General features: G+C 69.6%; 21 protein-coding genes. 9 read left to right on the top strand and 12 right to left on the bottom strand.

The window, feature by feature from the left end; genetic code table 11:
- The first annotated feature begins 168 nt into the window (after positions 1–168).
- Both AB5J62_RS25455 and AB5J62_RS25460 read left to right on the top strand, forming a co-directional pair.
- Positions 169–2022 (top strand): diguanylate cyclase domain-containing protein, encoded by a 1854-nt coding sequence (locus tag AB5J62_RS25455; RefSeq protein WP_370942454.1) that lies wholly within the window; start codon positions 169–171, stop codon positions 2020–2022.
- Positions 2023–2245: 223 nt separating this feature from the next.
- The gene (locus AB5J62_RS25460) at positions 2246–2707 is read left to right on the top strand and encodes a peroxiredoxin (RefSeq protein WP_370950331.1); all 462 of its coding nucleotides are present in this window, start codon (positions 2246–2248) and stop codon (positions 2705–2707) included.
- Here AB5J62_RS25460 and AB5J62_RS25465 read toward each other — a convergent pair.
- The 4 genes from AB5J62_RS25465 to AB5J62_RS25480 all read right to left on the bottom strand — a co-directional run bounded on the left by AB5J62_RS25465 (position 2676) and on the right by AB5J62_RS25480 (position 6542).
- A complete protein-coding gene (locus tag AB5J62_RS25465) occupies positions 2676–3230 on the bottom strand; it encodes a GNAT family N-acetyltransferase (protein ID WP_370942455.1) in 555 nt (184 codons plus the stop codon). The genes AB5J62_RS25460 and AB5J62_RS25465 overlap by 32 nt on opposite strands.
- A gap of 36 nt (positions 3231–3266) precedes the next feature.
- On the bottom strand, positions 3267–4448 hold the full coding sequence (locus AB5J62_RS25470) for an LCP family protein (RefSeq protein ID WP_370942456.1): 1182 nt from the start codon (positions 4446–4448) through the stop codon (positions 3267–3269).
- A gap of 99 nt (positions 4449–4547) precedes the next feature.
- A complete protein-coding gene (locus tag AB5J62_RS25475; protein ID WP_370942457.1) occupies positions 4548–5789 on the bottom strand; it encodes a class I SAM-dependent methyltransferase in 1242 nt (413 codons plus the stop codon).
- Positions 5790–5846: 57 nt separating this feature from the next.
- On the bottom strand, positions 5847–6542 hold the full coding sequence (locus AB5J62_RS25480; RefSeq protein ID WP_370942458.1) for an alpha/beta hydrolase: 696 nt from the start codon (positions 6540–6542) through the stop codon (positions 5847–5849).
- 124 nt (positions 6543–6666) lie between these two features.
- Between AB5J62_RS25480 and AB5J62_RS25485 the strand changes: the two genes are divergently transcribed.
- Entirely contained in the window at positions 6667–7395 is a 729-nt protein-coding gene (locus tag AB5J62_RS25485; RefSeq protein WP_370942459.1) for an SIS domain-containing protein, read from the top strand.
- A 112-nt stretch (positions 7396–7507) separates the two neighbouring features.
- Positions 7508–8671 carry a serine hydrolase domain-containing protein gene (locus tag AB5J62_RS25490; RefSeq protein ID WP_370942460.1) on the top strand — a complete coding sequence of 388 codons (1164 nt, stop codon included), beginning with the start codon at positions 7508–7510 and terminating at the stop codon, positions 8669–8671.
- 42 nt (positions 8672–8713) lie between these two features.
- Here the strand turns inward: AB5J62_RS25490 and AB5J62_RS25495 are convergent, their stop codons facing one another.
- Positions 8714–10573, bottom strand: coding sequence for an ABC transporter ATP-binding protein (locus tag AB5J62_RS25495; RefSeq protein WP_370942461.1), 1860 nt, complete (start codon positions 10571–10573; stop codon positions 8714–8716).
- Positions 10574–10754: 181 nt separating this feature from the next.
- Here AB5J62_RS25495 and AB5J62_RS25500 point away from each other — a divergent pair, with 181 nt between their 5' ends.
- Positions 10755–12035 (top strand): glycosyltransferase family 87 protein, encoded by a 1281-nt coding sequence (locus tag AB5J62_RS25500; protein ID WP_370942462.1) that lies wholly within the window; start codon positions 10755–10757, stop codon positions 12033–12035.
- Here AB5J62_RS25500 and AB5J62_RS25505 read toward each other — a convergent pair.
- The 3 genes from AB5J62_RS25505 to AB5J62_RS25515 form a co-directional block, all read right to left on the bottom strand.
- Positions 12022–12231 (bottom strand): helix-turn-helix domain-containing protein, encoded by a 210-nt coding sequence (locus AB5J62_RS25505; protein WP_003071237.1) that lies wholly within the window; start codon positions 12229–12231, stop codon positions 12022–12024. The genes AB5J62_RS25500 and AB5J62_RS25505 overlap by 14 nt on opposite strands.
- Before the next feature lie 179 nt (positions 12232–12410).
- The gene (locus AB5J62_RS25510) at positions 12411–14039 is read right to left on the bottom strand and encodes an ABC-F family ATP-binding cassette domain-containing protein (protein ID WP_370942463.1); all 1629 of its coding nucleotides are present in this window, start codon (positions 14037–14039) and stop codon (positions 12411–12413) included.
- A gap of 140 nt (positions 14040–14179) precedes the next feature.
- Positions 14180–15076 carry an SMP-30/gluconolactonase/LRE family protein gene (locus AB5J62_RS25515; protein ID WP_370942464.1) on the bottom strand — a complete coding sequence of 299 codons (897 nt, stop codon included), beginning with the start codon at positions 15074–15076 and terminating at the stop codon, positions 14180–14182.
- Positions 15077–15142: 66 nt separating this feature from the next.
- Here AB5J62_RS25515 and AB5J62_RS25520 point away from each other — a divergent pair, with 66 nt between their 5' ends.
- Complete coding sequence (locus tag AB5J62_RS25520) at positions 15143–15592, top strand: Lrp/AsnC family transcriptional regulator (protein ID WP_370942465.1); 450 nt, start codon at positions 15143–15145, stop codon at positions 15590–15592.
- A 69-nt stretch (positions 15593–15661) separates the two neighbouring features.
- On the opposite strand, the gene AB5J62_RS25525 is transcribed toward AB5J62_RS25520, so the two are convergent.
- Both AB5J62_RS25525 and AB5J62_RS25530 read right to left on the bottom strand, forming a co-directional pair.
- Complete coding sequence (locus AB5J62_RS25525) at positions 15662–17926, bottom strand: LuxR C-terminal-related transcriptional regulator (RefSeq protein WP_370942466.1); 2265 nt, start codon at positions 17924–17926, stop codon at positions 15662–15664.
- On the bottom strand, positions 17919–19094 hold the full coding sequence (locus AB5J62_RS25530; RefSeq protein ID WP_370942467.1) for an Hsp70 family protein: 1176 nt from the start codon (positions 19092–19094) through the stop codon (positions 17919–17921). Before AB5J62_RS25530 ends, AB5J62_RS25525 begins: the two co-directional genes overlap by 8 nt.
- Before the next feature lie 193 nt (positions 19095–19287).
- On the opposite strand from AB5J62_RS25530, the gene AB5J62_RS25535 reads away from it, so the two are divergent.
- The 3 genes from AB5J62_RS25535 (at position 19288) to AB5J62_RS25545 (ending at position 23371) form a co-directional block, all read left to right on the top strand.
- Positions 19288–20358, top strand: coding sequence for an IniB N-terminal domain-containing protein (locus tag AB5J62_RS25535; protein ID WP_370942468.1), 1071 nt, complete (start codon positions 19288–19290; stop codon positions 20356–20358).
- Between the two features lie 89 nt (positions 20359–20447).
- Entirely contained in the window at positions 20448–22241 is a 1794-nt protein-coding gene (locus AB5J62_RS25540; RefSeq protein ID WP_370942469.1) for a dynamin family protein, read from the top strand.
- Entirely contained in the window at positions 22238–23371 is a 1134-nt protein-coding gene (locus AB5J62_RS25545; protein ID WP_370942470.1) for a hypothetical protein, read from the top strand. The genes AB5J62_RS25540 and AB5J62_RS25545 overlap by 4 nt, the downstream gene beginning before the upstream one ends.
- A 25-nt stretch (positions 23372–23396) precedes the next feature.
- Here the strand turns inward: AB5J62_RS25545 and AB5J62_RS25550 are convergent, their stop codons facing one another.
- Both AB5J62_RS25550 and AB5J62_RS25555 read right to left on the bottom strand, forming a co-directional pair.
- Positions 23397–23789, bottom strand: coding sequence for a hypothetical protein (locus tag AB5J62_RS25550; protein WP_370942471.1), 393 nt, complete (start codon positions 23787–23789; stop codon positions 23397–23399).
- A 63-nt stretch (positions 23790–23852) separates the two neighbouring features.
- Positions 23853–24524 carry an acVLRF1 family peptidyl-tRNA hydrolase gene (locus tag AB5J62_RS25555; protein WP_370942472.1) on the bottom strand — a complete coding sequence of 224 codons (672 nt, stop codon included), beginning with the start codon at positions 24522–24524 and terminating at the stop codon, positions 23853–23855.
- Positions 24525–24538: the final 14 nt, after the last annotated feature.

Consider the following 24538-nt stretch of genomic DNA (forward strand, 5'->3'; position numbering starts at 1 on the left):
CGAGGAACGTCACGCAGAGTAGTCATTTCGGGCGTGATGATCACTCTTTCAGCCGGTAGACACCCCCCTTTCCACATGATGGCGTGGCATGACTCTCCGCCAGTATTGGTCTTGTGCCGACCGCACATGGTCTGACCTGGCGTTAATCCCCGTGTGAAGAGGTGGAGTGTGCCGGAACCTGGTGCCGCGCCAGGGTTGGTGGATGTCGCCCGCGAGTGGGCGGCGGCATTGGCCGACACTAAAGGAGTATCCCTTCCCCCGGAGGAGCTCGAAGGCATCCTGCTGAAGGTCGCGAACGACGCGATCGCCAGTTCCCGGGCCGCGCAGTCCGCCGCGCTCCAGCGGTTCGCGGCGCTCTACTCCGCCTCGCCGTCCGGCATCGCGCTGGCCGACCGCGACGGGATCATCGTCGAGGCCAACGACGCGCTCGGCGAACTCCTCGGCTGCGCCCCGGAATCGTTGCGCGGCAGGACGATCAGCGGCCTCGCCGCCACCGAGCGCGACGCCACCACGCTGCGCATCGGGCTCGAGGACCTCAACTCCCCCGCGCTCACCCGGTTCCGCGAGCGCGTGCTGCTGCAGCACGCCGAGGACGGCCAGCTCTGGACCGACGTCACGCTCGCGCACCTGCCCGGCGACGCGCCCGGCGCGCGGTACCCGGTGCTCATGGTGTCCGACGCCAACGAGGTGCACCTGCTGCAGGAAACCCTGCGGCACCAGAACATCCACGACGCGCTGACCGGCCTGCCGAACGCGTCGCGCTTCAAGACCAAGCTCGAATCCGCGCTCGGCACCAGGGCCGGCGGGCAGATCGCGTTGATCTACCTGGACATCGACGGCTTCAAGGTGATCAACGACGGGCTCGGCGCCGGCGTCGGCGATCAGGTGCTGCGCGGTGTCGCGAGCAAGCTGTCCGCGGTGTTCACGCCGATGCACGACGGCTTCGTCTCCCGGCTTTCCGGTGACGGCTTCGGCATCCTGCTGCACGGCAAGGACATCGCGCCGACCGAGGTGATCGGGCTCGTCGAGCGCGCGCTCGAGGACCTCGCGGAGCCGATCTACCTGGGCGGCCACGGCATCGGGGTCAGCGCGAGCGCGGGCATCGTCGTTCGCTCGGTCACCGACGGCGGGCCGGAGGAGCTGCTCCGCGCCGCCGAGATCGCCTTGCACCGCGCGAAAGAGGCGGGCAAGGCGCAGTGGATGCTGTTCGATCCCGAGCTCGACGCCCGTGACCGCGCGCGGTACCAGCTCGGCGCGGTGATCGCGGGCGCGCTGGAGAACGGCGAGTTCTCGCTGATCTACCAGCCGACGGTCAAGCTCGCGAAGCCCGAGGAGCTGGCGGCGGTCAACGCGGGCCTGCGCTGGAACCACCCCGAGCTCGGCGAGCTCGACTCCGACGAGTTCTACCCGCTCGCCCAGACCACCGGCATGACGATCCCGCTCGGGCGCTGGCTGCTGGCCGAGTCGCTGGCGGCGACCTCGCGCTGGCGGTCCCGGTTCGGCCCCGCGGCGCCGGACGTCTGCATCCGGCTGCCGAACCGGCTCGCCATCGATCCCGACCTGGTGCTGCTCGTCAAGGAGCAGCTGGACCGCCACAACCTGCCCGCGCAGGCGCTGCGGCTGTGCACGGACCGCGAGTCCGTGCTCGACACCCGAGGCGAGGTGCTCGACTCGTTCGCGGTGCTCGCCGACCTCGGCGCCAAGCTGGTGCTGACGGTCACCGGCAGCGCCGACCTCGAGCTGATCCCGCAGCACCGGTTGCCGGTGCAGCACGTGATCCTCTCCGGCGCGGTGATCGACGCGCTCGCCGACACCCCCGGCGACGCGGCCGACCGGCACCTGGGCCAGCTCGTCACCCGTGCCCGCGAACTCGGCCTGCGCATCGGCGCCGAGGGCGTCCGCCACGACGAGCAGGCCGCGAAGCTCAAGTCACTCGGTGTGCTCGCCGCGCGCGGCGCGTTCGTCGCGGAGACGGCCACCGGTGACGAGGTCGACGAGCTGATCGGGCGGCACGCCGACTAGGTTGGGAGTCGAGGCCAATCCTCTCCGCCTGCGGCTCCGAATAGCGGAGAGAATGCCCAACGGGCTGAAGGCGCCTCGCGCCTGAAGCCTTCATGGGCGCGCCTCTTTCGCGGCCACCAGGCCGCCTGGATTTGTGACGCCAGGGCGGAGCCCTGTCGGCGCAAATCCAGGAGCGCGCTTGAAGAGCACAGAGAGAATCGCCGTCGACCCCGAAAGGATCTCCATGGACAAGGGAGACCTCGCCCCCGACTTCACCCTGCTCGACGACCAGGGTGAGGAGCGCAAGCTGTCGGACTTCCTCGCCAAGGGGCCGGTGGTCCTGTTCTTCTACCCGGCCGCGATGACCGGTGGCTGCACGGCCGAGAGCTGCCACTTCCGCGACCTCGCCGCGGAGTTCGCCGAGGTCGGCGCGCAGCGGGTCGGGATCAGCCCCGACTCGGTCGCGAAGCAGCGGATGTTCTCCGAGGCCAACGACTTCGACTACCCGCTTCTGTCCGATGAGGACGGTGAGGTCGCCAAGCAGTTCGGCGTCTGGCGCCGGTTCAACCCGCTGCTGCACGCGAAGCGGCACACGTTCGTCATCGACACGGACCGCAAGCTTCTCGAAGTCGTCAAGAGCGAGCTGAACTTCACGATCCACGCGGACACCGCGCTCAAGGTGCTGCGGGAGCGCCAGGCCTCGTAAGCCGCCACACGACGTGGATGCCGTTGCAGGCCCAGCCACCGGGTTCGTCGGCCTCGTGCCGCTCGACCTCGGTGAACCCGAGCCTGCGCGGGATCGCGCCGCTGCGGACGTTCTTCTCGTCGTGCATGATCTCGACCCGGGTGGCGCCGACCCGGAACGCCTCGTCGACGAGCACCGCGGACACCCGGGTCATCAGGCCGCGGCCGGTGTGCGCGGGCGTGAGCCAGTAGCCGATCTCCAGGCCGCCGTGCCCGCGCCGGGTCATCAGGCCGCACGCGCCGGCCAGCTCGCCGCCGACGAGGATCTTGTAGTCGAAGGTCGTCCCGGCTTCCCAGGTCTCGCGGGCGCGGGTGATGAATTCGGTCCCGTCGGCCAGGGTGTAGCCGTTGGCGACCCAGCCGACCCAGGGTTCGAGGTGGCTCAGCGCGCTGTTGACCGCGCCGTGCACGAGCGCGATGTCGGCGGACTGCCAGCGTCGTAGTTCGAAGTCGGGACCGGGCAGGGTTTCCGCGGGTCGCTCCATCGAAGCATCGTCCCCCGTAAACCCCGCCCGTGCCACCTAATTCACGATCACGTTGTCCGGGATGGCCGTGTCGTCGCGCATCGCGTCGAACAGCGCCTTGGACTTCACCTTGTCCCAGCGCTCCGCCGACGCGTCCGTGATCGGCACCGTGGTGGTGACGACGCCGCCGGTGGAGATGCCGCGCATCGCCATCGCCAGGCCAGCCAGGTTGTGCAGGTGGTCGCCGGAGTCGATGGTCAGCGCGTCCGGCGCCGTGGACAGCAGCGGGAACAGGTCGAACGGGTTGAGCAGGGTGCCGGGGCTGGCGATCTCGCTGACCATGGCGCCGATGAACTTGCGCTGGTTGGCGACCCGGTCGAGGTCCGAGCGCGGGGTCGCCGAGCTGTGCCGCATCCGGACGAAGCCGAGCGCCTGCGCGCCGTCGAGGTCCTGGCACCCGGCCGGGAGCTTGACCCCGGTCATGGTGTCGTCCATTTCCTTGTCCAGGCACATGTTGACGCCGCCGATCGCGTCGACGATCTTCGCGAACCCGCCGAAGCCGATCTCGGCGTAGTGGTCCATGCGCAGCCCGGTCGCGCCCTCGACGGTCTCCAGCAGCAGCGGGGCGCCGCCGAGCGAGAACGCGGCGTTGATCTTGTTGGTGCCGTGGCCGGGGATCTTGACCTGCGAGTCACGCGGCAGGCTCAGCAGCGTCGGCGTGGTGGAGTTGTCGGGGATGTGCGCGACCATGATGGTGTCGGTGCGCTTGCCGCCACCCGCCGCCTTGCTGTCCCCTGTGGACAGTCGCTCGATGTCGGCCTCGGTCAGGCCGTCGCGGCTGTCCGAGCCCACGATGAGCCAGTTGGTGCCCGAAGCGGCCGCCGGACGGCCCGAGTAATCGTGTACCGCGTCCGTGCGGTTGATCGAAAACTCGAGGTACACCCACACGCCGGCGAGGAACACGACGAACACGAGCAGCAGGGTGAGCAGCACGCGCCCGAAGCCCCACTTACGGCGCCGAGGCGGACGCTGGCCGCCCATCGGCGGCTGCTCCTGCGGCGGCATCTGCCTAGGAGGGGGCGGCGGCGGTGGCGTGCGCACCGGGGAGTCGTCGTAGTAGTCGCTCCGGTCGGACTGGCCTGGCAGCGGCATCATTCTGGTGTGCTGCCGTGGCCGCGGTGAGGACTGGCGAGGCCTCGCGGGCGGCCGGTAACCGCCGTCGTTGCCGCCGTAACTCATCGCTCATCACCCGTTCTCATCGGCGTCTGGGGCCCCCAGTGAACCGCAGGCCCTCTGTGTAAGGACGCGCGGCACCCCGACAGGTTGGGTATTTGCCCGTTATCGGGCGAACCCAAACTGGTGCACCTTGAGATACCCCGAGCGGAAACCGGCCTCCGAGTAGGCGAGATAGAACTCCCACATGCGGCGGAACACCTCGTCGAAGCCATGATCGGCGATCTCCGACCACCGCTGGGTGAACCGCTCGCGCCACAGTTTCAGCGTGTGCGCGTAGTCCTGCCCGAACTCGCGCAGTCCCTGCACGGTGAGCTGGGCGTGCTCGGCGAGTCCCTGCTCGATCGAGCCGACCGACGGGATCAGCCCGCCGGGGAAGATGTACTTGTGCACCCAGGTGTACGACGCCGCGCTCGCCAGCATCCGCTCGTGGTTCATGGTGATGGCCTGCAGCCCGAACCGCCCGCCCGGCCGCAGCCGCTGCCCGATCGTGGCGTAGAACGTCGGCCAGTAGTCGGCGCCGACCGCTTCGATCATCTCGACGCTCACCACGGCGTCGTACTCGCCTTCGGAGTGGCGGTAGTCGCAGAGCCGGACGTCGATCCGGTCGCTCAGCCCGGCTTCGGCGATCCGCTTGGTCGCCAGCGCCCGCTGCTCCTCCGAGATGGTCAGCGAAGTCACGCGTGCGCCGCGCCGCGCCGCGCGGATCGCGAGTTCGCCCCAGCCGGTGCCGATCTCGAGCACGTCGCTGCCGTCACGCACGCCCGCGTAGTCGAGCACGCTGTCGATCTTGCGGTGCTGCGCGGCGGAAAGGTCGTCGTCCGGGCCGAACAAGGCCGACGAGTACATCATCGTCTCGTCGAGGAAGGCGGCGAACAGGTCGTTGGAAAGGTCGTAGTGGCGGTGGATGTTCGACCGCGCGCCCTCGACGGTGTTGCGCTCGCCCGCCGGATGCCGCCGGTCGACGAACCGCCGGAACCGTTGCAGGGTAGGCGGAATCAGCGTCGCCATCCGCGCGGCGAACGGGGTGAGCAGCTCGGCCAGCCGGTCGGAACTCCAGTCACCGGCCATATAGGACTCGCCGAAGCCGATCTTCGCGTCGACCCCGAGCCGGTGGAAGAACGCCGACGGCCGGTGCAGCCGCATCTCGGGCGCGTCCGGCCCGCCCGAGCCCAGCACCTCACCGCCCGGATAGACGACGCGCACGTCCAACGGGCGCACGGCGCGGCGGAACAGGCTTTCGGCGATACGGGCCCGCATCGCCGACCGCGGCGCGTCCGCCAGTCCCGGCCAACGGTCCTCTTCGGACTCCCGGCGCGCGTTCCGGTCAACGCTCGACGTGGTCAAGGCACTTTCCTCCCAACCTCGGTCCGCCGATACCCCATGGTATTCCAGCCCGGCGGTTCACACCGGGATTCGCAGCCGCTCCGGCGCCGGCTTGGTCCAGGCCGAGGCCAATGTCTCGTCGCCGGATTCACCCGATACGACGTCGAGCACGAAGGCCACCACCAGCCTGGTCCAGACACTCGCCCGGCGCAGCATCGCGTGGCCTTCGGCGGCCACCTCGAACCGGGCGAGCCTGCTCGCGCCCGGCTGCGCGCGTCCCGCGTAGAAGAAGGACTCGGCCGGGTCGGTCATCCGGTCGCTGGTGCCGTGCACGATGAGCACGGTCCGCCCGTCGAGCGCCGCGACCGGCTCACGGGCCGGTGTCCACGGCGCGAGGCCGCAGACGGCCACCACGGCCGGGTCGTCGGCGACGCGGAACGCCACCCGTCCCCCCATCGAGTGACCGATGAGGATGACCGGCACGCCGGGGTGGTCGGCGTGGATCCGCTCCAGCGCCCAGCGGGCGTCCTTGACCGGGTCGAGGTCGGGCGCGTTCCAGCCGCGGACGCGGTTGCGCAGCTGCCGGACCTCGACGCCGCGCTCGCGTGCCGCCCGGTGCACCGCCTTGGCCAGCGGCACCATCCGCAGATACGCCAGCCGCCACGGCTTGGTCGGGCTCAGCCCGCGCTCGGCGCCGCCGTGCAGCACCAGTACCACCGCCCGCACCGGTCCGGCCGCCCGCCGGACCGTCACCACCGGTTGCCCGTCACTCACCCGAGAACTCCTCCCGTCAGCTGAGAGCGAGACCGCCCAACCAGCCCAACCCGGCCATTCTGTCCCGTTGTCGCGTGCTCCCGCGCGATAGATTCGGCGCTGATCGTCAACTGGAAGGGCGGGTGTGGTGAGCGCCACTCAACTGTGGGACCAAGCCTCGGAGATCCTGACCGAGGCGCAGCGTACGAACGAGAAGCAGATCGACGAGGCAGCCGGGCTGATCCTCGACACCATCCGCGCCGACGCGCTGGTGTTCAGCGCGGGCGCCGGCCACTCGCTGGCCGCGGTCGCGGAGACCTTCTACCGCGCGGGCGGGCTGGCGAACGTCTACCCGCTCTATCACCCGGAGCTGCTGCCGCTGCACGGCGCGCAGCACAGTACCGCCACCGAGCGCCGCAGCGGGCTGGCCGACGAGGTGCTCGACCAGAAGCCGCCGGGCCCCGGTGACGTGCTGGTCGTGTTCTCCACCTCCGGCGTCAACCCGTACCCGGTCGAGCTGGCGATCGGCGCCAAGAAGCGCGGCGCGGCGGTGATCTCGGTGACCTCGCGCGCGTGCATCGCGGCGGCGCCGAAGCGGTCGTCCTCGACGCTGGCCGCGGAGGGCACGGTCGTGATCGACACCGGCGTCCGGGTCGGCGACTCCAGCTATCCGGCCGAGTCACCGGTCACCGCCCCGCTGTCCACTGTGGTCAACGCCTATCTCTGGAACCTGGTGCTGACCCGTGTGCTGGACCTCGGAACGGAGGCGGGCGTCGACGTGCCACTGTGGCGAAGCTCCAACGTCGAAGGCGGCGACGCCGCCAACGTTTCACTGCTTTCGCGTTACGTGCCAAGGATTCCCGCCTTAGCGTAGCCGCACGGCTCCAGCTGGTAGTGCTCCTTGACTTCGGTCACAGCGGCTCACATGCTACGACATACCGACCAGTCGGTGTCCTCGCGGCAACGCTGACCAAGGGAGCGCCCCCATGGCGAACCAGACCCTCACAGTCCAGATACACGGCGAATGCGCCGCCGGCTTCGAGCCGGTTCGCCGGGCCTTCGAGGAGAACTTCCGAGCCAGGGGGGAACTGGGCGCCGCGTTCGCGGTGACCCGCCACGGCGAGCCGGTCGTCGACCTGTGGGCGGGGTGGGCGGACGCGGGCCGGACCAGGCCATGGGCGGCGGACACGCTGACCAACGTCTGGTCCACCACGAAGGGCGCGGTCGCGGTCTGCGCGCACCAGCTCGCCGAGCGCGGGCTGCTGGACCTCGACGCGCCCGTCGCCCGCTACTGGCCGGAGTTCGCGGCCGCAGGCAAGCAGGACATCCCGGTGCGGTGGCTGTTGTCGCACCGCTCCGGGGTGACCGGCGTCGGCCTCGACCGGCCGATCGGCATCGAGACCGTGCTCGACTGGGACGCGATGACCGGGCTGCTGGCCACGCAGGCCCCGCACTTCGAGCCGGGCACGGCGAGCGGCTACCAGGCGATGTCGTTCGGTTTCATGGTCGGCGAGGTCATCCGCCGGATCACCGGCCAGCCGGTCGGCACGTACTTCCAGGAGAACGTCGCCGGGCCGCTCGGCCTCGACTTCCACATCGGACTCCCCTCGTCCGAGCACGGCCGTTGCTCGGAGATGGTCGAGCCGGTCATGACCTCGGAGGCCGCCAGCGCACTCGCGACGGCCTTCGCCAACGCCGGCCCGATCGCGCTCGCCGCGCTGGTCAACCCGCGCATCGAGGGCCACCACGCGAACGACCCGGCGTGGCGGTCCGCCCAGATCCCCGCCGCCAACGGCCACGCCACCGCCCGCGCGATCGCGTCCTTGTACGGCGCGCTGATCGACGGGTCGTTGTTGTCCGCGCAGGCGCTCGAGGTCGCGCGCACCGGCCAGGGCCGCGAGGTCGACCTCGTCGGCGGTCTCGGCAACGAGTGGGCGCTGGGGTTCTACCTCGGGAGCGAGGAGAAAGCGTTCGGCCCCAACCCGCGTGCGTTCGGCCACGACGGTTTCGGCGGGTCCACGGGCGGCGCGGACCCCGAGGCCGGGATCTCCTTCGGCTACACGATGAACCAGATGGGCCCGCTCCTGCGCGACGACCCACGCAAGATGGCCCTCGTGGCCGCCGTCTTCGCCTCACTCAAGGACTCGTGAGTGGTATGACCGGTTAGAACCGGCCGTACCACTCACGACTCCTTATGCCGCGGCGGGTTCCTCGTCGAACTGCGTGTGGTACAGCCCGGCGTAACGGCCTTCCAGGGCGAGCAGTTCTTCGTGGGTGCCGCGTTCCACGATCTCGCCGTGCTCCAGGACCAGGATCTGGTCGGCGGCGCGGATCGTGGACAGGCGGTGCGCGATCACCAGAGCGGTCCGCCCCTCCAAGGCGGACGAAAGCGCTTCGCCCACAGCGGCTTCCGACTCGGAGTCGAGATGCGCGGTGGCCTCGTCGAGCACGATCACCTTAGGCTGAGCCAAAAGCAGCCGGGCGATCGTCAGCCGCTGACGTTCACCGCCAGACAGCCGATAACCCCGCTCCCCCACCAGGGTTTCCAAGCCGTCGGGCAGGCCGCGGATCAGCTCGGCCAGGCGCGCACGGTCGAGCGCGTCCCAGATCTCGTCCTCCGTGGCGTCCGGTCGCGCGTAGGCCAGGTTCGCGCGGATCGTGTCGTGGAAGAGGTGGCCGTCCTGGGTCACCACGCCGACCGTTTCCCGCAGCGACTCGAAACTCAGGTCGCGAACGTCCACATCGGACAGCCGGACCGAGCCGGAGTCCACGTCGTAGAGCCGCGGCAGCAGCGAGCCGATCGTCGACTTGCCGGCGCCGGAGGAGCCGACCAGTGCGATCAGCTGACCGGCCTCGGCGCGGAAGCTGATGCCGTGCAGCACCTCTTCGCCGCCTCGGTGGTCCAAGGTGGACACGTCTTCCAGCGATGCCAACGAGTACTTGTCCGCAGCCGGGTAGCCGAACCGGACATCTTCGAACTCGACCGAGACACCGCCGTCGGGCACGCGCGCCGGGTCGGCCTTCTCCTTGATCATCGGGTCGAGGTCGAGCACCTCGAAGACGCGCTCGAACGACACCAGCGCGGTCATCACGTCGACCCGGACGTTGGCCAGGGCGGTCAGCGGAGAGTAAAGCCGGGTGAGCAGAAGGGCAAGCGCCACAACGGTTCCCGGAGCGAGTTCGCCCTTCAGCGCGAGCCAGCCGCCGAGTCCGTAGACCAGCGCCTGCGCCAGCGCGGACACCAGGGTCAGGCTGCTGAGGAACCAGCGGGTGAGCATCGCGGTCCGGACGCCGATGTCGCGGACACGACCGGCGCGCGCGGCGAAGTCGTCGGCCTCGGCCACCGGGCGGCCGAACAGTTTGACCAGTGTCGCACCCGGCGCGGAGAAGCGCTCGGTCATCTGCGTGGTCATGCCCGCGTTGAGGTTGGCGGATTCGCGCTGCAGCGCGGCCATCCGGCGGCCCATCCGCCTGGCTGGCAGGACGAAGACCGGCAGCAGGATCAGCGCGAGCGCGGTGACCTGCCACGACAGAGTCATCATCACCGCGAGCGAGAGCGCCAGCTGGATCACATTGGTCACCAGGCCGGACAGCGTCGCGGTGAACGTGCGCTGCGCGCCGATCACGTCGTTGTTCAGCCTGCTGACCAGCGCGCCGGTGCGGGTCCTGGTGAAGAACGCGACCGGCATCTTCTGCACGTGCTCGAACACCGCGCGCCGCAGGTCGAGGATCAGGCCCTCGCCGATCCGCGCCGACTGCCAGCGTTCGGCCAGTCCCAGCCCGGTGTCGGAGATCGCGAGCGCCGCGATCACCAGCGCGAGCGTGATCACCAGCCCGGTGTCGTGCCCGGCGATGATGGCGTCGACGACCTTGCCTGCCAGTACCGGTGTGGTGACCGCGAGCACCGCGGAGATCACGGTGAGGACCAGGAACACCGCGAGCCTGCGCCAGTGCGGCTTGGCGAACCGCGCGACGCGGCGCGTCGTACCACGCGCCAGCGCCCTCGGCTTCTCCTTCATCGCCGAGCTCATCAGCGACCAGGTGTTGTCCATACCATCCCCAAATCTCTACTAAGCTCTAACTTTTTTCCGCATATTGCCTGGACAACGCGGGGGCCTACCGAAATCTTCCCGAACCGTACGCCTGTTTCCCGCACCGAGGCGACCTGGTTCGGGCGCGCTCGGTAACCTGCTGGTCAGCGGGTCGACAGCGGAAAAATCGGAGGTACGGGAAATGCGGACGCTGACCGAGGGCGTCGGCACGGACCGCCGGGCGCTGGGCATCGACCTGGCGTTCTATCTGGGCTGTTTTGCCTTCGCCTTACCTACGGCGCTCGCTTCGGAGTTCTACGGCTATCGCATATGGGGCAATTTCGCGTCGGTCGGCTATGGCATCGCCGCCGTCTACACGGGATGGCTGCTTGCGAAGCCTATGCAAGAAAAAGCGTGGTCCCGCTGGGTCGGCATCGGCTCGATCGGCGCGTTCGCCATGGTGATCCCGCTCGGCGTGCTCGTCGTGCGGCGGCTCACCGGAGTGGACTGGCTGATCACGCCGAACTCCTGGGCCGCGCAGCCCGAGGTGTGGGTGATCGAGCGGTCCGCGCGGCTGTTCCTCGACCAGGGCACGCCGTACGTCGACATCACCACGCTCGGCCGCGCGCCCGAGATCAACGACTACACGCCCTACGAGCCGGTGATGGCGTTGTTCGGCCTGCCACGGGCGCTGTTCGGCGGAAGCCCGCTACGGGACGCGCTCACCGACGCGCGGCTGGTGTTCGCGCTGGTGGCCGTTCTCTGTGTGCTGGCAACGCTTCGCTTGCTCAAGTGGCCAAAGATCCCCGTGCGCGGCGCGCAACTGGCGCTCGCCTGCCCGCTGACCGCGTTGACGTGGGCCGTCGCCGGTCCGGACCTGGCCATCGCCGGGTTGCTGATCCTCTCCTGCGCGCTCGCGGCGCGCGACAAGCCTGTCCTATCAGGACTGGTGCTCGCGCTTGTGGTCAGCGCCAAGGTGATCGTCGCACCGGCGCTCGTCGTACTGGCGTTTCTTGTTCTGAAGCGCTTGGGAAAACGGTCTCTCGGAGCGTTTTCACTCACCTTCGTCGCCGTCACGGCGGTGGCGAACGTGCCCGTGTTCCTGGTGAACCCGCGTGCCTTCATCGAGCACACGATCCGGTTCCCGTTCGGGTTCGGTGCGGTGACCTCGCCTGCGGCAAGCCCCCTGCCAGGGCATTTGATCGCCAACCTAGGCCAAGTAGGCAAGGCGATGAGCTTCCTGCTGCTCGCCGCGGCCGCTGCCGCGATCCTCGTGTGGTTGGTACGCCGGCCCCCCGCGGTCGGCTCCGACGCAGTACTGCGCATCGCCGCCGGACTCGGCGCCTTCACACTTCTCACGCCCGCGACACGATACGGGTACCTCGTCTACCCGCTCGTGCTGCTGGGCGCCATGCTCGTGTTTCGCGAGATGGAAGAGCCCCCCGCTCCCCTCCCGCAAGCAGCGTCAGCTACTTCTTCTTGACCCGGGTGGCGCCACCTCGCCCACGCAACTGGACGCCTGACTCCGAGAGCACGCGGTGCACGAAACCGTAGGAACGGCCGGTCGACTCGGCGAGAGCCCGGATGCTCGACCCTTTTTCGTACTTCTTCTTCAGGTCAGCGGCCAGTTTGTCGCGAGTGTTGCCGGTGATCCGTGCGCCTTTCTTCAGATCGGCCACGTCGATCCGCCTTCCGCCGTGAGAGTGTTCTGGGCCACAATCAGCCCCTGCCGGGGCAATGATCGAACACTGAGCGCCGGAATGCCATACGACAGGCATAAAACTGCCGGAATTGCGATCACATTGGGCCATTCCAGTGCTTCTGGCGGCATCGCCAAGCACCCGAATGGCCGTATCGATCACGCAAGCTGGACAAGTTCGAGGTAATCGTCCGACCAATGATCCTCCGTGCCGTCGGGCAAGAGGATCACTCGCTCCGGTTCGAGTGCTTGCACCGCACCGGGGTCGTGCGTGACGAGCACGACGGCTCCGGTGAAGCTCCGCAGCGCGTCGAGAACCTGTTCACGGCTGGCGGGATCGAGGTTGTTGGTCGGTTCGTCGAGCAGCAACACGTTGGCAGCGCTGGAGACCAGGCCGGCGAGCGCGAGCCTCGTCTTCTCGCCGCCGGACAGCGTCCCGGCGGGCTGGTCGAGCTGCTCACCGGTGAACATGAACGAGCCGAGCAGGTTCCGCAATTCCTGCGCGCCGGTGTCGGGCGCGGCATGGCGGATGTTCTCCCACACACTCGCTTCGTGGTCGAGCGTTTCGTGTTCCTGTGCGTAATAACCCAACCGCATACCGTGACCTGGAACCATGGCGCCGGTATCCGGCGTTTCCATTCCGCCGAGCAAGCGCAAGAGCGTGGTCTTGCCGGCGCCGTTCAATCCCAGAACGACGACCTTCGAACCGCGGTCGATGGCGAGGTCGACTCCGGTGAAAATTTCCAACGAACCGTAGGATTTCGAAAGTCCTTCGGCGGTGAGCGGCGTTTTCCCGCACGGAGCCGGGTCGGGGAAGCGGATACGGGCGACCTTGTCGGCCACGCGCTGCTCGTCGAGGTTCGCCAGCATCTGGTTCGCACGACGTGCCATGTTCTTCGCGGCGACCGCCTTCGTCGCCTTCGCACCGAGCTTCGCGGCCTGCTGCTGCAACGCCGACGCCTTCTTTTCGGCGTTGGCGCGCTCACGGCGCCTGCGCTTCTCGTCGGTGGCGCGCGCGTCGAGATAGCGCTGCCAGGACATGTTGTAGTTGTCCAGTTCCCCGCGCGTGGCGTCGAGGAACCAGACCTTGTTGACCACGTCGGCGAGCAGGTCGACATCGTGGCTGATCACGACCAGGCCACCGTCGTGCGACTTGAGGAACCCGCGCAGCCAGGTGATGGAGTCGGCGTCGAGGTGGTTGGTCGGCTCGTCGAGCAGCAAGATCGTCTCCGACTTGCCGCCAGCGCCCGCTTCCGCGGCGGCGAACAGGATCCGCGCGAGTTCGACGCGACGGCGCTGACCACCCGAGAGCGTCTGCAACGTCTGCGAAAGAATCCGATCGGCGAGGCCGAGGTTCGAGCAGATTCGCGCGGCCTCGCTCTCGGCCGCGTACCCGCCGAGCGCGGCGAAGCGTTCTTCGAGCCTGCTGTACTTGCGGACGACCTTGTCCCGCTGCGCCTCGTCGACGAGCTCGGACATGGCGGTCTGCGCCTTTTCCATGTCCCGCACCAAGATGTCGAGCCCGCGCGCGGAGAGCACCCGGTCCTTCGCGGTGACCGAAAGATCACCTTCGCGAGGATCCTGCGGCAGGTAGCCGAGTTCGCCGGTGCGCCGGACCTCGCCGGCGTGCGCCTCGCCTTCACCGGCGAGCACCTTCAGCGAGGTGGTCTTGCCGGCGCCGTTGCGGCCGACGAGGCCGATCCGGTCGCCCTGCTGGATGCGGAGTGTGGTGTCGGACAGGAGGATGCGCGAGCCAGCACGCAGCTCAAGGCCCGTGGCCGTGATCAAGGGAACTCCCAGAAGTGGGGGTGGAGGTGGACAGCTTCAACGAGCCGATCGTCATGATCGGCACGGAGCTACTCCAAGAGGATGTCCACGCGATCAGTGTACGGGGCCGCGTCCACGGGTTTTCCGGTTGGTGTCCGGTCTCACGGATACCGGGCGCCGTTCACGGTGACACGCAGCGTGTAGAGCGAGCTCGAAGCGGTGATGAAGAGCTCGTTGCGGCGCGCTCCGCCAAAGGTGAAGTTCGAGCAGATCTCGGGCATCCGCAGCTTGCCGATCAACGTCCCGTCAGGCGCGAAACAGTGCAGCCCATCGTGCGCGGCCGCCCAGACGTTGCCCTTCGCGTCGACGCGCACGCCGTCGAAGCGGCCGTCGTCGCAGGCGCCGAAGATCGCGCCGCCGGTGAGACGGGTGCCTTCGACGTCGAAAACCCTGAGGTGGCTGGGATCCTGGCGGGTGTCGGCGATGTAGAGCTTGCGCTCGTCGGCGGAGAAGGCGAGGCCGTTGGGCCTGCTGAAGTCGTCGGCGACCATGGTCACGGAGCCGTCGGGGTCGGCGCGGTAGACGTTGCAGGCGCCGATCTCGCTCTCGGCCTGGTGGCCCTCGTAGTCGCTGTCGATGCCGTAGCTCGGGTCGGTGAACCAGATCGAGCCGTCGGAGTGCTCGACGACATCGTTGGGGCTGTTGAGTTTCTTGCCGAGGTAGTGCTCGGCGAGCACCGTGATTGCTCCGTCGTGCTCAGTGCGGGTGACGCGGCGGTTGCCCTGCTCGCAGCTGATCAGCCTGCCCTGCCGGTCGACAGTGTGGCCGTTCGCGTGACCCGACGGCTGCCGGAAGACGCCGACCTGGCCGGTCGTCTCGTCCCAGCGCAGGGTGCGGTCGTTCGGGATGTCGCTGAACACCAGGTAGCGCCCGGCCGGGAAGTACGCCGGGCCCTCGGTCCAGCGGCAGCCGGTGTGCAGGCGCTGCATCCACTCGTCGCCGTTGACGCGGGCGAAGCGCTCGTCGAGCAGCTGGAAGTCGGTTTTGACCATGTCCATGTCTCATCCTCCCCTGAATGGTGTTCTGCACTCAGACTGCATCGCAGAACCTGATATGGTCAAGCGATGGATGAGGTGGATCGCAATCTGCTCACGGAGTTGCAGCGAGACGCGACTCAGGCGTATGCGGCGCTGGGACAGGCCGTCGGCTTGTCGGCGGGCGCGGCGCACGAGCGCGTCCGGAAGCTGCGGGACCAGGGCGTGATCCGGCGGACCACGGTCGACGTCGATCCCGCCGCGGTGGGGCGCGGGGTGATGGCGTTCGTCCTCGTCGAAGCAGGCGCGTGGATGGGCGACTCCCCCACGAAGACCGCGCTCGAGGCGTTGCCGGAGGTGGTGGAGGCGCACGTGATCGCGGGCCCGGCGTCGCTGCTGGTCAAGGTGCGCACGGCCACGACCGAGGAACTCCAGGCCGCGCTGCGACGCCTCTTCTCGATCGAGGGCGTCACGGGGACCCAGACGATCGTGGTGCTCGAGTCCTTCTTCGAGCGCCCCGTGGCCGTGAACCCGGGATAAAGCGGGCTTTACTCCCGGGGATAAAGCCCGCGAAACTTCGCGGAGTAAAGCCCGCTTTATCCCGGGTTGTCAGCGGGTCAGGAGCTCGCGCAGGTGCGAGAGGAGGTCGCTGCGGGTGGAGGCGCCCAGGCGCTGGCGCATGCGGGCCATGTGGTGCTCGACCGTCTTGGCCGAGATGAACAGGCGCTCGCCGATCTGCTTGTAGGTCAGGCCGTCCAGCACCAGTTCCGCGACCTCGATCTCGCGGTCGCTCAGCTTCGGGGCGACGGTGTCCTCTGTGGACTCGGGTTCCGGGTCGCCGCGCAGCGCACGCGCGCAATCCAGCAGCATCACCATGGCTTTGCGGTCGGAGGTGCGGATCGCCGCCTGCCCGGCCAGGCGCGCGCCGTCCCACCAGAGCCCGGCCGCGTGCAGGCCGCGTGCGGCCGCCTCGACCTCCACGGCGTCGACGTCGCCGCGCAACACGCGCAGCCAGCTGCCGGCCGCCGCCGACAACGCGGGCGGGAAGTCGCCGAGCGCCGCCACGTGCTGCTCGGCCTCGGCGGGGTGCTCGGCCAGGATCGCCGCGTGCAGGCCGCTCCAGTGCAACGGCGCCGACCACAGTGGAGGGTCGCCGAGCGCGGTCACCAAATCCCGCGCCTGCTTCAGATGCGGGGCGATGCGGGCCTCGTCGCCGAGGCGCGCGGCGGCCACTTCGAACTCGCCGAACGCGAGCAAGGTGAACAGGTCGACGCGCTGCCGGATGACGGCTTCGCAGGCCTGGCCCCAGATTTGGCGCAGCGCGGTGAGATCGCTGCGGCGGCGGGCGAGCCCGACCTCCAGCGCGACCGACATGAGCCAATCGCGAGGTTCCAGGCTGGCACCGGCCGCCGCGAGACGTTCCTCGGCGAGCGTCAGGTCGCCGCGCACCATCGCGATCCAGGCCAGCAGCAACCGGTGCCGTGGGACGAGGATCGCACCACCGGATCCGGAAGCGAGCGCTCGGGTGAGCACCGGCTCGGCGATCGACAACTCTCCACTGTGGAGTGCGACGATCGCGGCCAGCGCCGCCGGGGTGTCCGGCAGCAGCACGGAGTCTCCGACAGGCTCCAGCAGTTCGGCGGCGGAGACCAAAGTAGACAAAGCGACGGCCGGTGATCCGGTGACCGACTCGGCGATTCCCCTTGCCATGGCGTCGATCGCGCCGGACAGCAAGGTGGGCGGAGCGTCCTCATCGGACCCGCCGAGCTGCGCGAGCGCCTCGGCCCGCCTGCCGGTTCCGAAGAACCCGATCGCGGCGAACGAGCCCACCTTGGCCCAGCGGTGCAGCTCCGCGCTGCGGTCGAGACTTCCCCGGTGCGCCAACGCGACGGCGGCGACGCCAGCCGCGCCGCGGCGCTCCTCGGCTTCACGATTCGCGACGGTCTGATCGGCCAGGCGCAACGCCGTCTCCAGGTCACCGGAGCGGGCCGCGGCCTCGGCCCAGCGTGCGCCGATCTCACCGGCGGGTGTGCCCGCGTCGACGGCCGCGCTGTACAGCCGGGCCGCCAAAGCCGGTTCGGCGGCCAGCGCCTCGCCGGCGGCGGAGGTGAAGAAACCCGCGCAGTAGGTGCCGGAAAGCCCATCGTCCAGCCAATTCCGGGCCAGTGGCAGCAGCGGGCCGCCGCGCAGGAGGCTCAGCTCGGCCAGTCTTCGGCGGACCGCGTCGCGTTGTTCGACGGGCACGACCGCGCGCAGCGCGGTGACCGCGATCGGCAGCAGTGCGCCGTCCTGGCCCAGCAGCCCGGTCGCCCTGGCCAGCTCGATCTGCCCGGCGACGTCGTCGAAATCCTCGGTGAGCAGTTCGAAATCGGCACCGGCCTCGATCGCGGTCAGCAGGCGCAGCGTGGCCGGGTCGGAGTGGTCGAGACTGTGGCCCAGTTCCGCGACATCCCGGCGCGTCACCAGGCCGGGCACCCCACCGGTCCGCGCGTGCACGGCGGCCGCCCGTTCGGCACCCACCACCTGCTCCACCTGACGCAGGTCGAACGGGCGCAGCACGATCTGGCCACGCATCCGCCCGAGCAGCTCGGTCAGCCCGGCGGGACGCGGCCGTGGCCTCGCCGCGACGACCAGCCCCATGCTCTCGTCGGAAGCCAGTTCGCCCAGCGCCGCCAGCTCGTCGTCGCCGAGCAGGTGCGCGTCGTCGACGAGCCGGATTTTCGTGCTGTCGCACAGACTTCCGAGGTGGTCGAGCAACGCGGTCTTGCCGTACTCCCCCGGTGCGACGACGGCGAGCCGGACCGGCGCGAGCGAGCCGTCGGCGATCGCCGCGCACAGGCGTCTGGTCGGTTCGTCGAGGATCAGCTCAGTCATCGCGGCCGCCCGACTTGCGGCCAGGCAGCACGAAACGCTTCGGCGGTTCGAGCGGGGTGATCTCGACCGGCGGGCGCGGCGGCGGCTCGGGCTCGTCGTCGAAGACGGCCACTTCCTGACGGACAGGCGCCGCGATTTCCGGCTGCGGCGCCATCCGGGGACGCGCGGCGAGCGCGGCGCCCCGGCAGACGGCCGTGCCGGGATCGGGGTCGACGATCACCGGGCACCCGAACTTGTCCTGCGCGAGGTCGGTGACCAGCGGAACGCGCGCGCTGCCGCCGACCAGCGCGACGGCGGCGGGCAGCGGGGTGGCGACGCGGCACAGCCGTTCGATCGCGGTGGCCAGCACCGGCCGCGCGAGATGCTCGAACTCCGCGCGGGTCAACGGCATCTCACCCAGCGCGCCCAGTGAAACCGAAACCTCCGGCGCCAGTGACAACCGTTCCTTCGCTTCCCGGCAGGCGGCTCGCAGGCCGACGGTCTCCGTGGCCTCGACTCCGGCCGTCTCGAGAACATAGTCGAACAGCAGGTCGTCGAGCCGCGCGCCCGCACCCGACGCCGAGCCGTCGACATGCGTCAAGATCTCGAAGCCCGCCGGATTCCGCCGCAGGATCGCCGATTCGACGTGCTCACCGCCGAGACGGCAGGCCGCCAGCACGGATCCGACGTCGACGGCCTCGCGCACGAGCGGGCTTTCGGCGGCAGCGATCGGGCTCGGCAGCAGCAAAACCCCAGGCAGGCCCGCTGCTTCCAGCGACGCGTGCAGCACAGAGCGCCGATGCGGCCCCCAGCCGGGCGGATGGGTCAGCACGATCCGGTCGGCCGGGCCGCCTTCGAGATCGGCGACCTCGTCGACCACCCAGCCCGCGAGCGTCGCGGCCAGCAGCTCGGCCGGGTACCGCGCACCGCCGACGAGCATGGGGACGTCATCGCCGACGCGGCTCATGAATCCCCTGGCCAGGCCGTCCGGCTCGGCGACGGCGCGGCGCAGCGCGTCCTGCCCGATCAGCGAAGACCCGTCACGCCCGACATGCAGCACGGACTCGAACCAGCGCGCGCCGCCCTCGAACGCGACGACGTCCGGTTCGCCCCAGGTGCCCTGCGCACGCCTGCACACCGCCGCCGTGGTGCGGGTGTGGCCGAGATCGATCCCGACGACATAGGGCACGCGCGAATCCTCCGAATGGGCCAGTAGAAGGTTCCCCTTCCTACCAAAGTCCTTCCCCGGGGGTGAATCCCCTAATCCCCTAACGGAGCAATCCCCGATCGGCCGGACGGATACGGGGACGTTCCCCGATGCCACCGGAGGTCAAGATCCCTAACGTTGCGGCAAGCTCAAGGACGAACAAGGAGATTCCCCGGTGATTCAGCAGCCGACCACCCTGCACGACTTCGTGTACAACCTGCTCACGGACGACGTGGCCCGGTCCGCCTTCGGCGCCGACCCGTCCGCCGCGCTCGCCGGCGCCGGCCTGCACGACGTCACCCCGCAGGATGTCCAGGAGGTCGTCCCGCTGGTCCTCGACTACGCCCCGGCCGGCGTGAACCTGCCCGTCGGCACCGACAGCGGCTCGGTCATCGACCAGCTCACCGCCGTCGCCAAGGCGGGCTCGCTGCCCAAGGTCGACACCGCGGACGCCGGTTCCTTCGGTGGCGGCGTGCACGGCGCCTCCCCCGTCGGCGACTACGAGGCCAGCCTCATCGCCGACACCACCGGCTACGCCGCGGGCGGCTCGCTCACCAGCCCCGCCGGTGACTTCGGCCTGGAGACCGGCGGCGACTTCGCCGACTTCGGCATCCCGGCCGTCCCCGCCGTGCCGAGCCTGCCTGGCGTGCCCGCCTTCCCGGGTGTCCCCGCCGTGCCGACCATCCCGAACGCGCCGGCCGACCCCCGCTTCGACCTGCCCGCCGACCCGGCCGGTCAGCTCGACGGCGCGCTGGACAAGGTCTCCGCCGGCACCATCGCCAGCTACGTCGCGGGCGGCGGCGACGCCTTCGGTGACGTCACCGGCGACAGCGCCACCACCCTCGGCGAGTACCTGACCCGCACCGGCGTCCCCGCCGCCGACCACATCGCCCCGGCGGGCGGTCAGGTCGAGCACCAGATCCACGAGGGCACCCACGCGGTGACCGACCAGATCGCGAACGCCCCGATCCCCGACGCCGGCGCGCTGCCGGCCGTCCCGGGTGTCCCCGCGGGCCTGCCCACCGACCTGCCGCAGCTCCCGCACCTGCCGGTCGACCTCCCCCAGGTCCCGCACCTGCCCGTCGACCTGCCGCACCTGCCGGTCGCCAACCCGCTCCCGCACACCGACGTCACGCACACCGTGACCGACACCGTTTCGCACAGCCCTCTCGGCGACGTGGCCTCTCCCGTCCACGACGCCCTGCCGCACGCGGTCGACGCGCCCACTGACCTCCTTGGTCACTGATTTACGACCGCGTGAGCGGGCGGGTCCATCAACGCCGATGGACCCGCCCCGCTTTGTTAACTGAGAGCAACAGGGCACACTGCTTGGCGATGAACGCACCAGCCTGGTTGCACCTAGTGGACGACACCATCCGCGTCTGCGCGGAGCATCGCCGTGCGGATCTGGCCCAGCGCCTGCTGGACCGAAGAAGCGCGCTGCTCGACCCGAAGCTGCGCATCCTGGTCGTCGGCGGACCGGGGCAGGGCAAGAGCCAGCTGATCAACGCGCTGGTCAACGCGCCCGTCTGCGCGGTCGGCGACGACCTCACCACGCTCGCGCCCGCCATCGTCGAGCACGCCGCACAGCCCGTGGCGACCATCGTCCTCGACGAGACGCGCAAGGCCATCGAAGCCGGTGACAACGTCGCCGTCCCGGTGGAATCCGCGACGCGGCAAGCGAATCAGCAGGCGGCGAGCGCGCGAGGCGCCGTCGTCCGCACGCGAATCGGGCTGCCCAGGGAACTTCTGGCCGCCGGTCTCGTGCTCGTCGACACCCCCGCGGCCACCGAACACACGCTCGCCGAGATCTGGCGCGCCGACGCGGTGCTCATGGTGTCCGACTGCACCCACGACCTGACCGCGTACGAACTCGATCTGCTCACCAAGCTCGCGCAGCTGTGCCCGACGATGGCGATCGCGCTGACGAAGATCGATCTGGTGCCCGGCTGGCGGGAAGTCGCTGAGCGTAACCGAACTCGCCTCGCGCGGGCCGGGCTGTCCGCCACGCTGATCCCGGTTTCCGCCACACTGCGCCTCGTCGCCGCGAAGAACGGCGACCGCGACCTCAACGCCGAATCCGGCTTCGGCGAGCTCGTCAAATGCCTGCACCAGGACTGGCTCGGCCAGTCGCAGCTGCTGACCCTGCGCTCGGCCGCCGCGCTGGCCGCGATCACCGTCGAGCAGGTCGCCGCGCCGCTGCACGAGGAATACGCCGCGACACAGCAGTCGGAGACCGACGAGGTCGTCGCGCAATGGCATGCCGCCGGCAAGCGCATGGAGGATCTCAACCGGGATTCCGCGCGCTGGCAGACAATGCTCACCGACGAGGTCTCGGACCTGTTGTCCGACCTCGAATTCGACCTACGTGACCGGACCAGGCGGATCCTGCGCGAGGTCGACGAGTACTTCGACGCCGCCGACCCGCTCCGCACCTGGGACGGGTTCGAGGAGTGGCTGCGCGGTCATCTCACCGAGGTCGCCGAGACCAACTTCGGCTGGCTGCTCGACCGGTTCGGCCACATCGCCGAGAAGATCGTCCGCCAGGTCGCGCCCGACCGGCCCGATCTGCTGCGCGACGCGCTCGACGTCGGCGACCTCGCCGACCAGGATCTCGGCCTGCGGATGCCGAGCGTGGAGAAGTTCGGCATCGGGCAGAAGCTGTTCGTCGGCATGCGCGGCTCGTACAGCGGCCTGCTGATGTTCGGCCTCGCGACGACGCTCGCGGGTTTTCCGCTGATCAACCCGATTTCGCTGGGCGCGGGTGCCGCGTTCGGCGCGAAGAGCGTGTTCGAGGAGCGCGGGCATCGGCTCAAGCGCCGCCAGGCGAGCGCGAAGACGGCGGCACAGCGGCACGTCGACGACTTCTTTCTCACTTACGGCAAGGAAAGCAAGGACACCGCGCGGGTGCTGCATCGCGCGCTGCGTGACCGTTTCACGGCTTTCGCGGCGTCCCAGCGTGCCGAGATCAACGAGTCGGCGCGCGCGTTGAAGCAGGTGATCGACGAAGACGTCGCCAGGCGGACCAAACGCGCGCAGGAGATCAAGGCGGGCATGGACGAGCTGGCCGCGCTGCGCAAGCGGGTACGTGACATGGGCATGGTGCGGCCGCGGGGTCTCATCGCGTGACGGTCGAGGAAAAGACGTGGGCGTTGCTCAATCAGGCGCTCGAGGTGTACCAGGACAACCCGCGCGCGGTCGGCTGGCTGCAGACGCAGTGCGCGCGCTTCGCCGAGCCGCTGCGGATCGCCGTGGCCGGCGCGGAAGGAAGCGGTAAATCGACAATGGTGACCGCGCTCGTCGGCGCGCCGGTCACCTCGCCGATCGTCAGCTGGCCGAGCCGAGGGCTGGGCGACCTGATCCTGGTCGACGAGCCCAGCCAGGACGCCGACGCGGTCCTGTTCCTGCTGCGGCATCCGGCGGACACGGTCCCGATGGACGGCGGCATGCACACGATCGCGGTGCTGTCACACGCCGACGAACTCGGCGGCGGACGCGTCGACGCCCTGATCTCGGCCCGTCAGATCGCGCGCAGGCGTCGCCGTGAGCCGGAGATCGGCGAGGTCTGCGACCTGATCGCGGTCGCCGGGCTCGCGGCGGCGGCCGGGCGCATGGTCGACGAGACCCAGTTCGACGCGCTCGCCTTGCTCGCGGGCTGCGGCCGGGAGGAACTGGCGCCATGGCTGCTCTCGGCCGACCGGTTCGTCCGCCCGGAATGCCCGGCCCCTGTCCAGCCGGAGGTGCGCGCCGCGCTGGTGCGGAGCTTCGGGTTGTTCGGGGTCCGGCTCGCGGTGACGTTGCTGCGGCAGGGCTGTGACACGGCGCCGAAGCTGTCCGCCCAGTTCCAGCAGCGCAGCGGGCTGAGCGACCTGCGCGATGGCATCGGCCAGTGTTTCGCCGAGCACGCCCCGGTTTTGAAGTCACGCACGGCCTTGCTGGCGCTGGAAGCGTTGCTGCGGCGGGAATTGCAGCCGGGCGCGGGCGCCTTGGGCGTCGAGCTGGACCGGGTTTTGGCCGGAGCGCACGAATTCCGGGCGCTGCGGGCACTGTCCTCATTGCGCACCGGCCGGACGGTCTTGACGCCCGAGCTCGCCGACGAGGCCCGGCTTCTGCTCAGCGGCGCGCAGGCGGCGCCGGACACTTTGGGGCGGTGGAAGGAAATCGCCGAGGATTCACTGCTCAGCTCGACCGACCGCGCGACGGCCCGCGTGGTCGTGCGGACCTGCGAGGAAGCGCTCGTGAGTGGTATGACCGGTTAGAACCGGTCATACCACTCACGAGCTTTCAGGCGGCGAACCAGGCCTTCACTTCCGGGTTGCTGAGGCTGACCAGGATGCCGATCGCGATGGCGATGCCGATCAGCAGCGTGACGGCGCCGCCGGTGACCAGGCCGATAACGCCGGAAAGCACGCTGATGCCTTCGAGCGCCATGACCGTGGTGCGGACCCAGGCCGCGCGGCGCGAGAGCATCACCGCGCACACGGCCAGCACCACCGCGATGATCAGCGAGATGATGCCGATCGCCAGCGGCAACGCGGCGTCCTCGTCCCCGTGGTCCAGTGCGTTCAGCGCGACCATCGTCACCAGTACGCCGACGAGGATGTTCGCCACCGCCTGGAACCACAGCAGGATCCGGACGTTCTTGAGGGGTTTGGGCATGGTGGTCGCTTCGGTCATGCCGGACATTCTCCGGTGACCGGCCGCTGCGCTCTGACGGTAATTGCGGCAGGGGCGTGTGGGTCAATCAGACGGGCCCTTGACCACGATGACCACACCCAGCACCCGTTCGGCCGCGTCATCCAGCACGGTCCGCCGTGGCTCGGGGATGTCGAGCACCCGCGCTTCGGCTCGCGCGAACAGCGGCGTCAGCCGCCGGTCCTCGCGAAGCTCGTCGAGAGCACGCCTGTCCCCGCCGAGAAATAGACCGTCCATTTCGGACAGACGAGGTACCAGCACCTCGAACGCGTCCTCGGCCGCCGCACGCAAAGCCTGACGTGCCTGGCCTTCCCGGCGCCGCGCGAACCGCTGCTGCGACCACCCGCCCGCGGCGGACCGCCCGTGCACGAGATGCCGATCGGTCCGCGAAACCAGGACCGAACCGGCACGTGCGAGCCCGAGTGAGTGTCCGCCGAGCCGCACCAGAAGCAACCCCACGGTTCGTGGCACAGCCAGGTGCTCGGCCAGCGCGTCCACGTGCAGGCCCTCGAAAGACCCGGAAACGGAAAACGGAGGGAACGGGACGGCCACCTGGGCCGTTGTCCCGTTCCCTCCGCGCACGATCACTTCCGAGGCACGCAGCTCCGTCGAGACGACGCCGGAGTTGCGCTGAGCGAAGCGGGCGAACCAGCCGTCGAGCCTGTCCTGGGACACCTCGACGGCCAGCCCGCCGCCTGCTACTTCACGCGCCTTCACAAACCCACAGTAGA

This window comes from Amycolatopsis sp. cg5 (genome assembly GCF_041346955.1).
Classification (GTDB): domain Bacteria; phylum Actinomycetota; class Actinomycetes; order Mycobacteriales; family Pseudonocardiaceae; genus Amycolatopsis.

What these genes read in the sequence shown, in the direction of transcription:
- AB5J62_RS25490 (WP_370942460.1), top strand. Translation starts at nt 7,508, where the DNA reads ATGGCGAACCAGACCCTCACAGTCCAGATACACGGCGAATGCGCCGCC.
- AB5J62_RS25520 (WP_370942465.1), top strand. Translation starts at nt 15,143, where the DNA reads ATGGATGAGGTGGATCGCAATCTGCTCACGGAGTTGCAGCGAGACGCG.
- AB5J62_RS25540 (WP_370942469.1), top strand. Translation starts at nt 20,448, where the DNA reads ATGAACGCACCAGCCTGGTTGCACCTAGTGGACGACACCATCCGCGTC.
- AB5J62_RS25500 (WP_370942462.1), top strand. Translation starts at nt 10,755, where the DNA reads ATGCGGACGCTGACCGAGGGCGTCGGCACGGACCGCCGGGCGCTGGGC.
- AB5J62_RS25495 (WP_370942461.1), bottom strand. Translation starts at nt 10,573, where the DNA reads ATGGACAACACCTGGTCGCTGATGAGCTCGGCGATGAAGGAGAAGCCG.
- AB5J62_RS25550 (WP_370942471.1), bottom strand. Translation starts at nt 23,789, where the DNA reads ATGACCGAAGCGACCACCATGCCCAAACCCCTCAAGAACGTCCGGATC.
- AB5J62_RS25525 (WP_370942466.1), bottom strand. Translation starts at nt 17,926, where the DNA reads ATGACTGAGCTGATCCTCGACGAACCGACCAGACGCCTGTGCGCGGCG.
- AB5J62_RS25470 (WP_370942456.1), bottom strand. Translation starts at nt 4,448, where the DNA reads ATGAGTTACGGCGGCAACGACGGCGGTTACCGGCCGCCCGCGAGGCCT.
- AB5J62_RS25515 (WP_370942464.1), bottom strand. Translation starts at nt 15,076, where the DNA reads ATGGACATGGTCAAAACCGACTTCCAGCTGCTCGACGAGCGCTTCGCC.
- AB5J62_RS25460 (WP_370950331.1), top strand. Translation starts at nt 2,246, where the DNA reads ATGGACAAGGGAGACCTCGCCCCCGACTTCACCCTGCTCGACGACCAG.
- AB5J62_RS25465 (WP_370942455.1), bottom strand. Translation starts at nt 3,230, where the DNA reads ATGGAGCGACCCGCGGAAACCCTGCCCGGTCCCGACTTCGAACTACGA.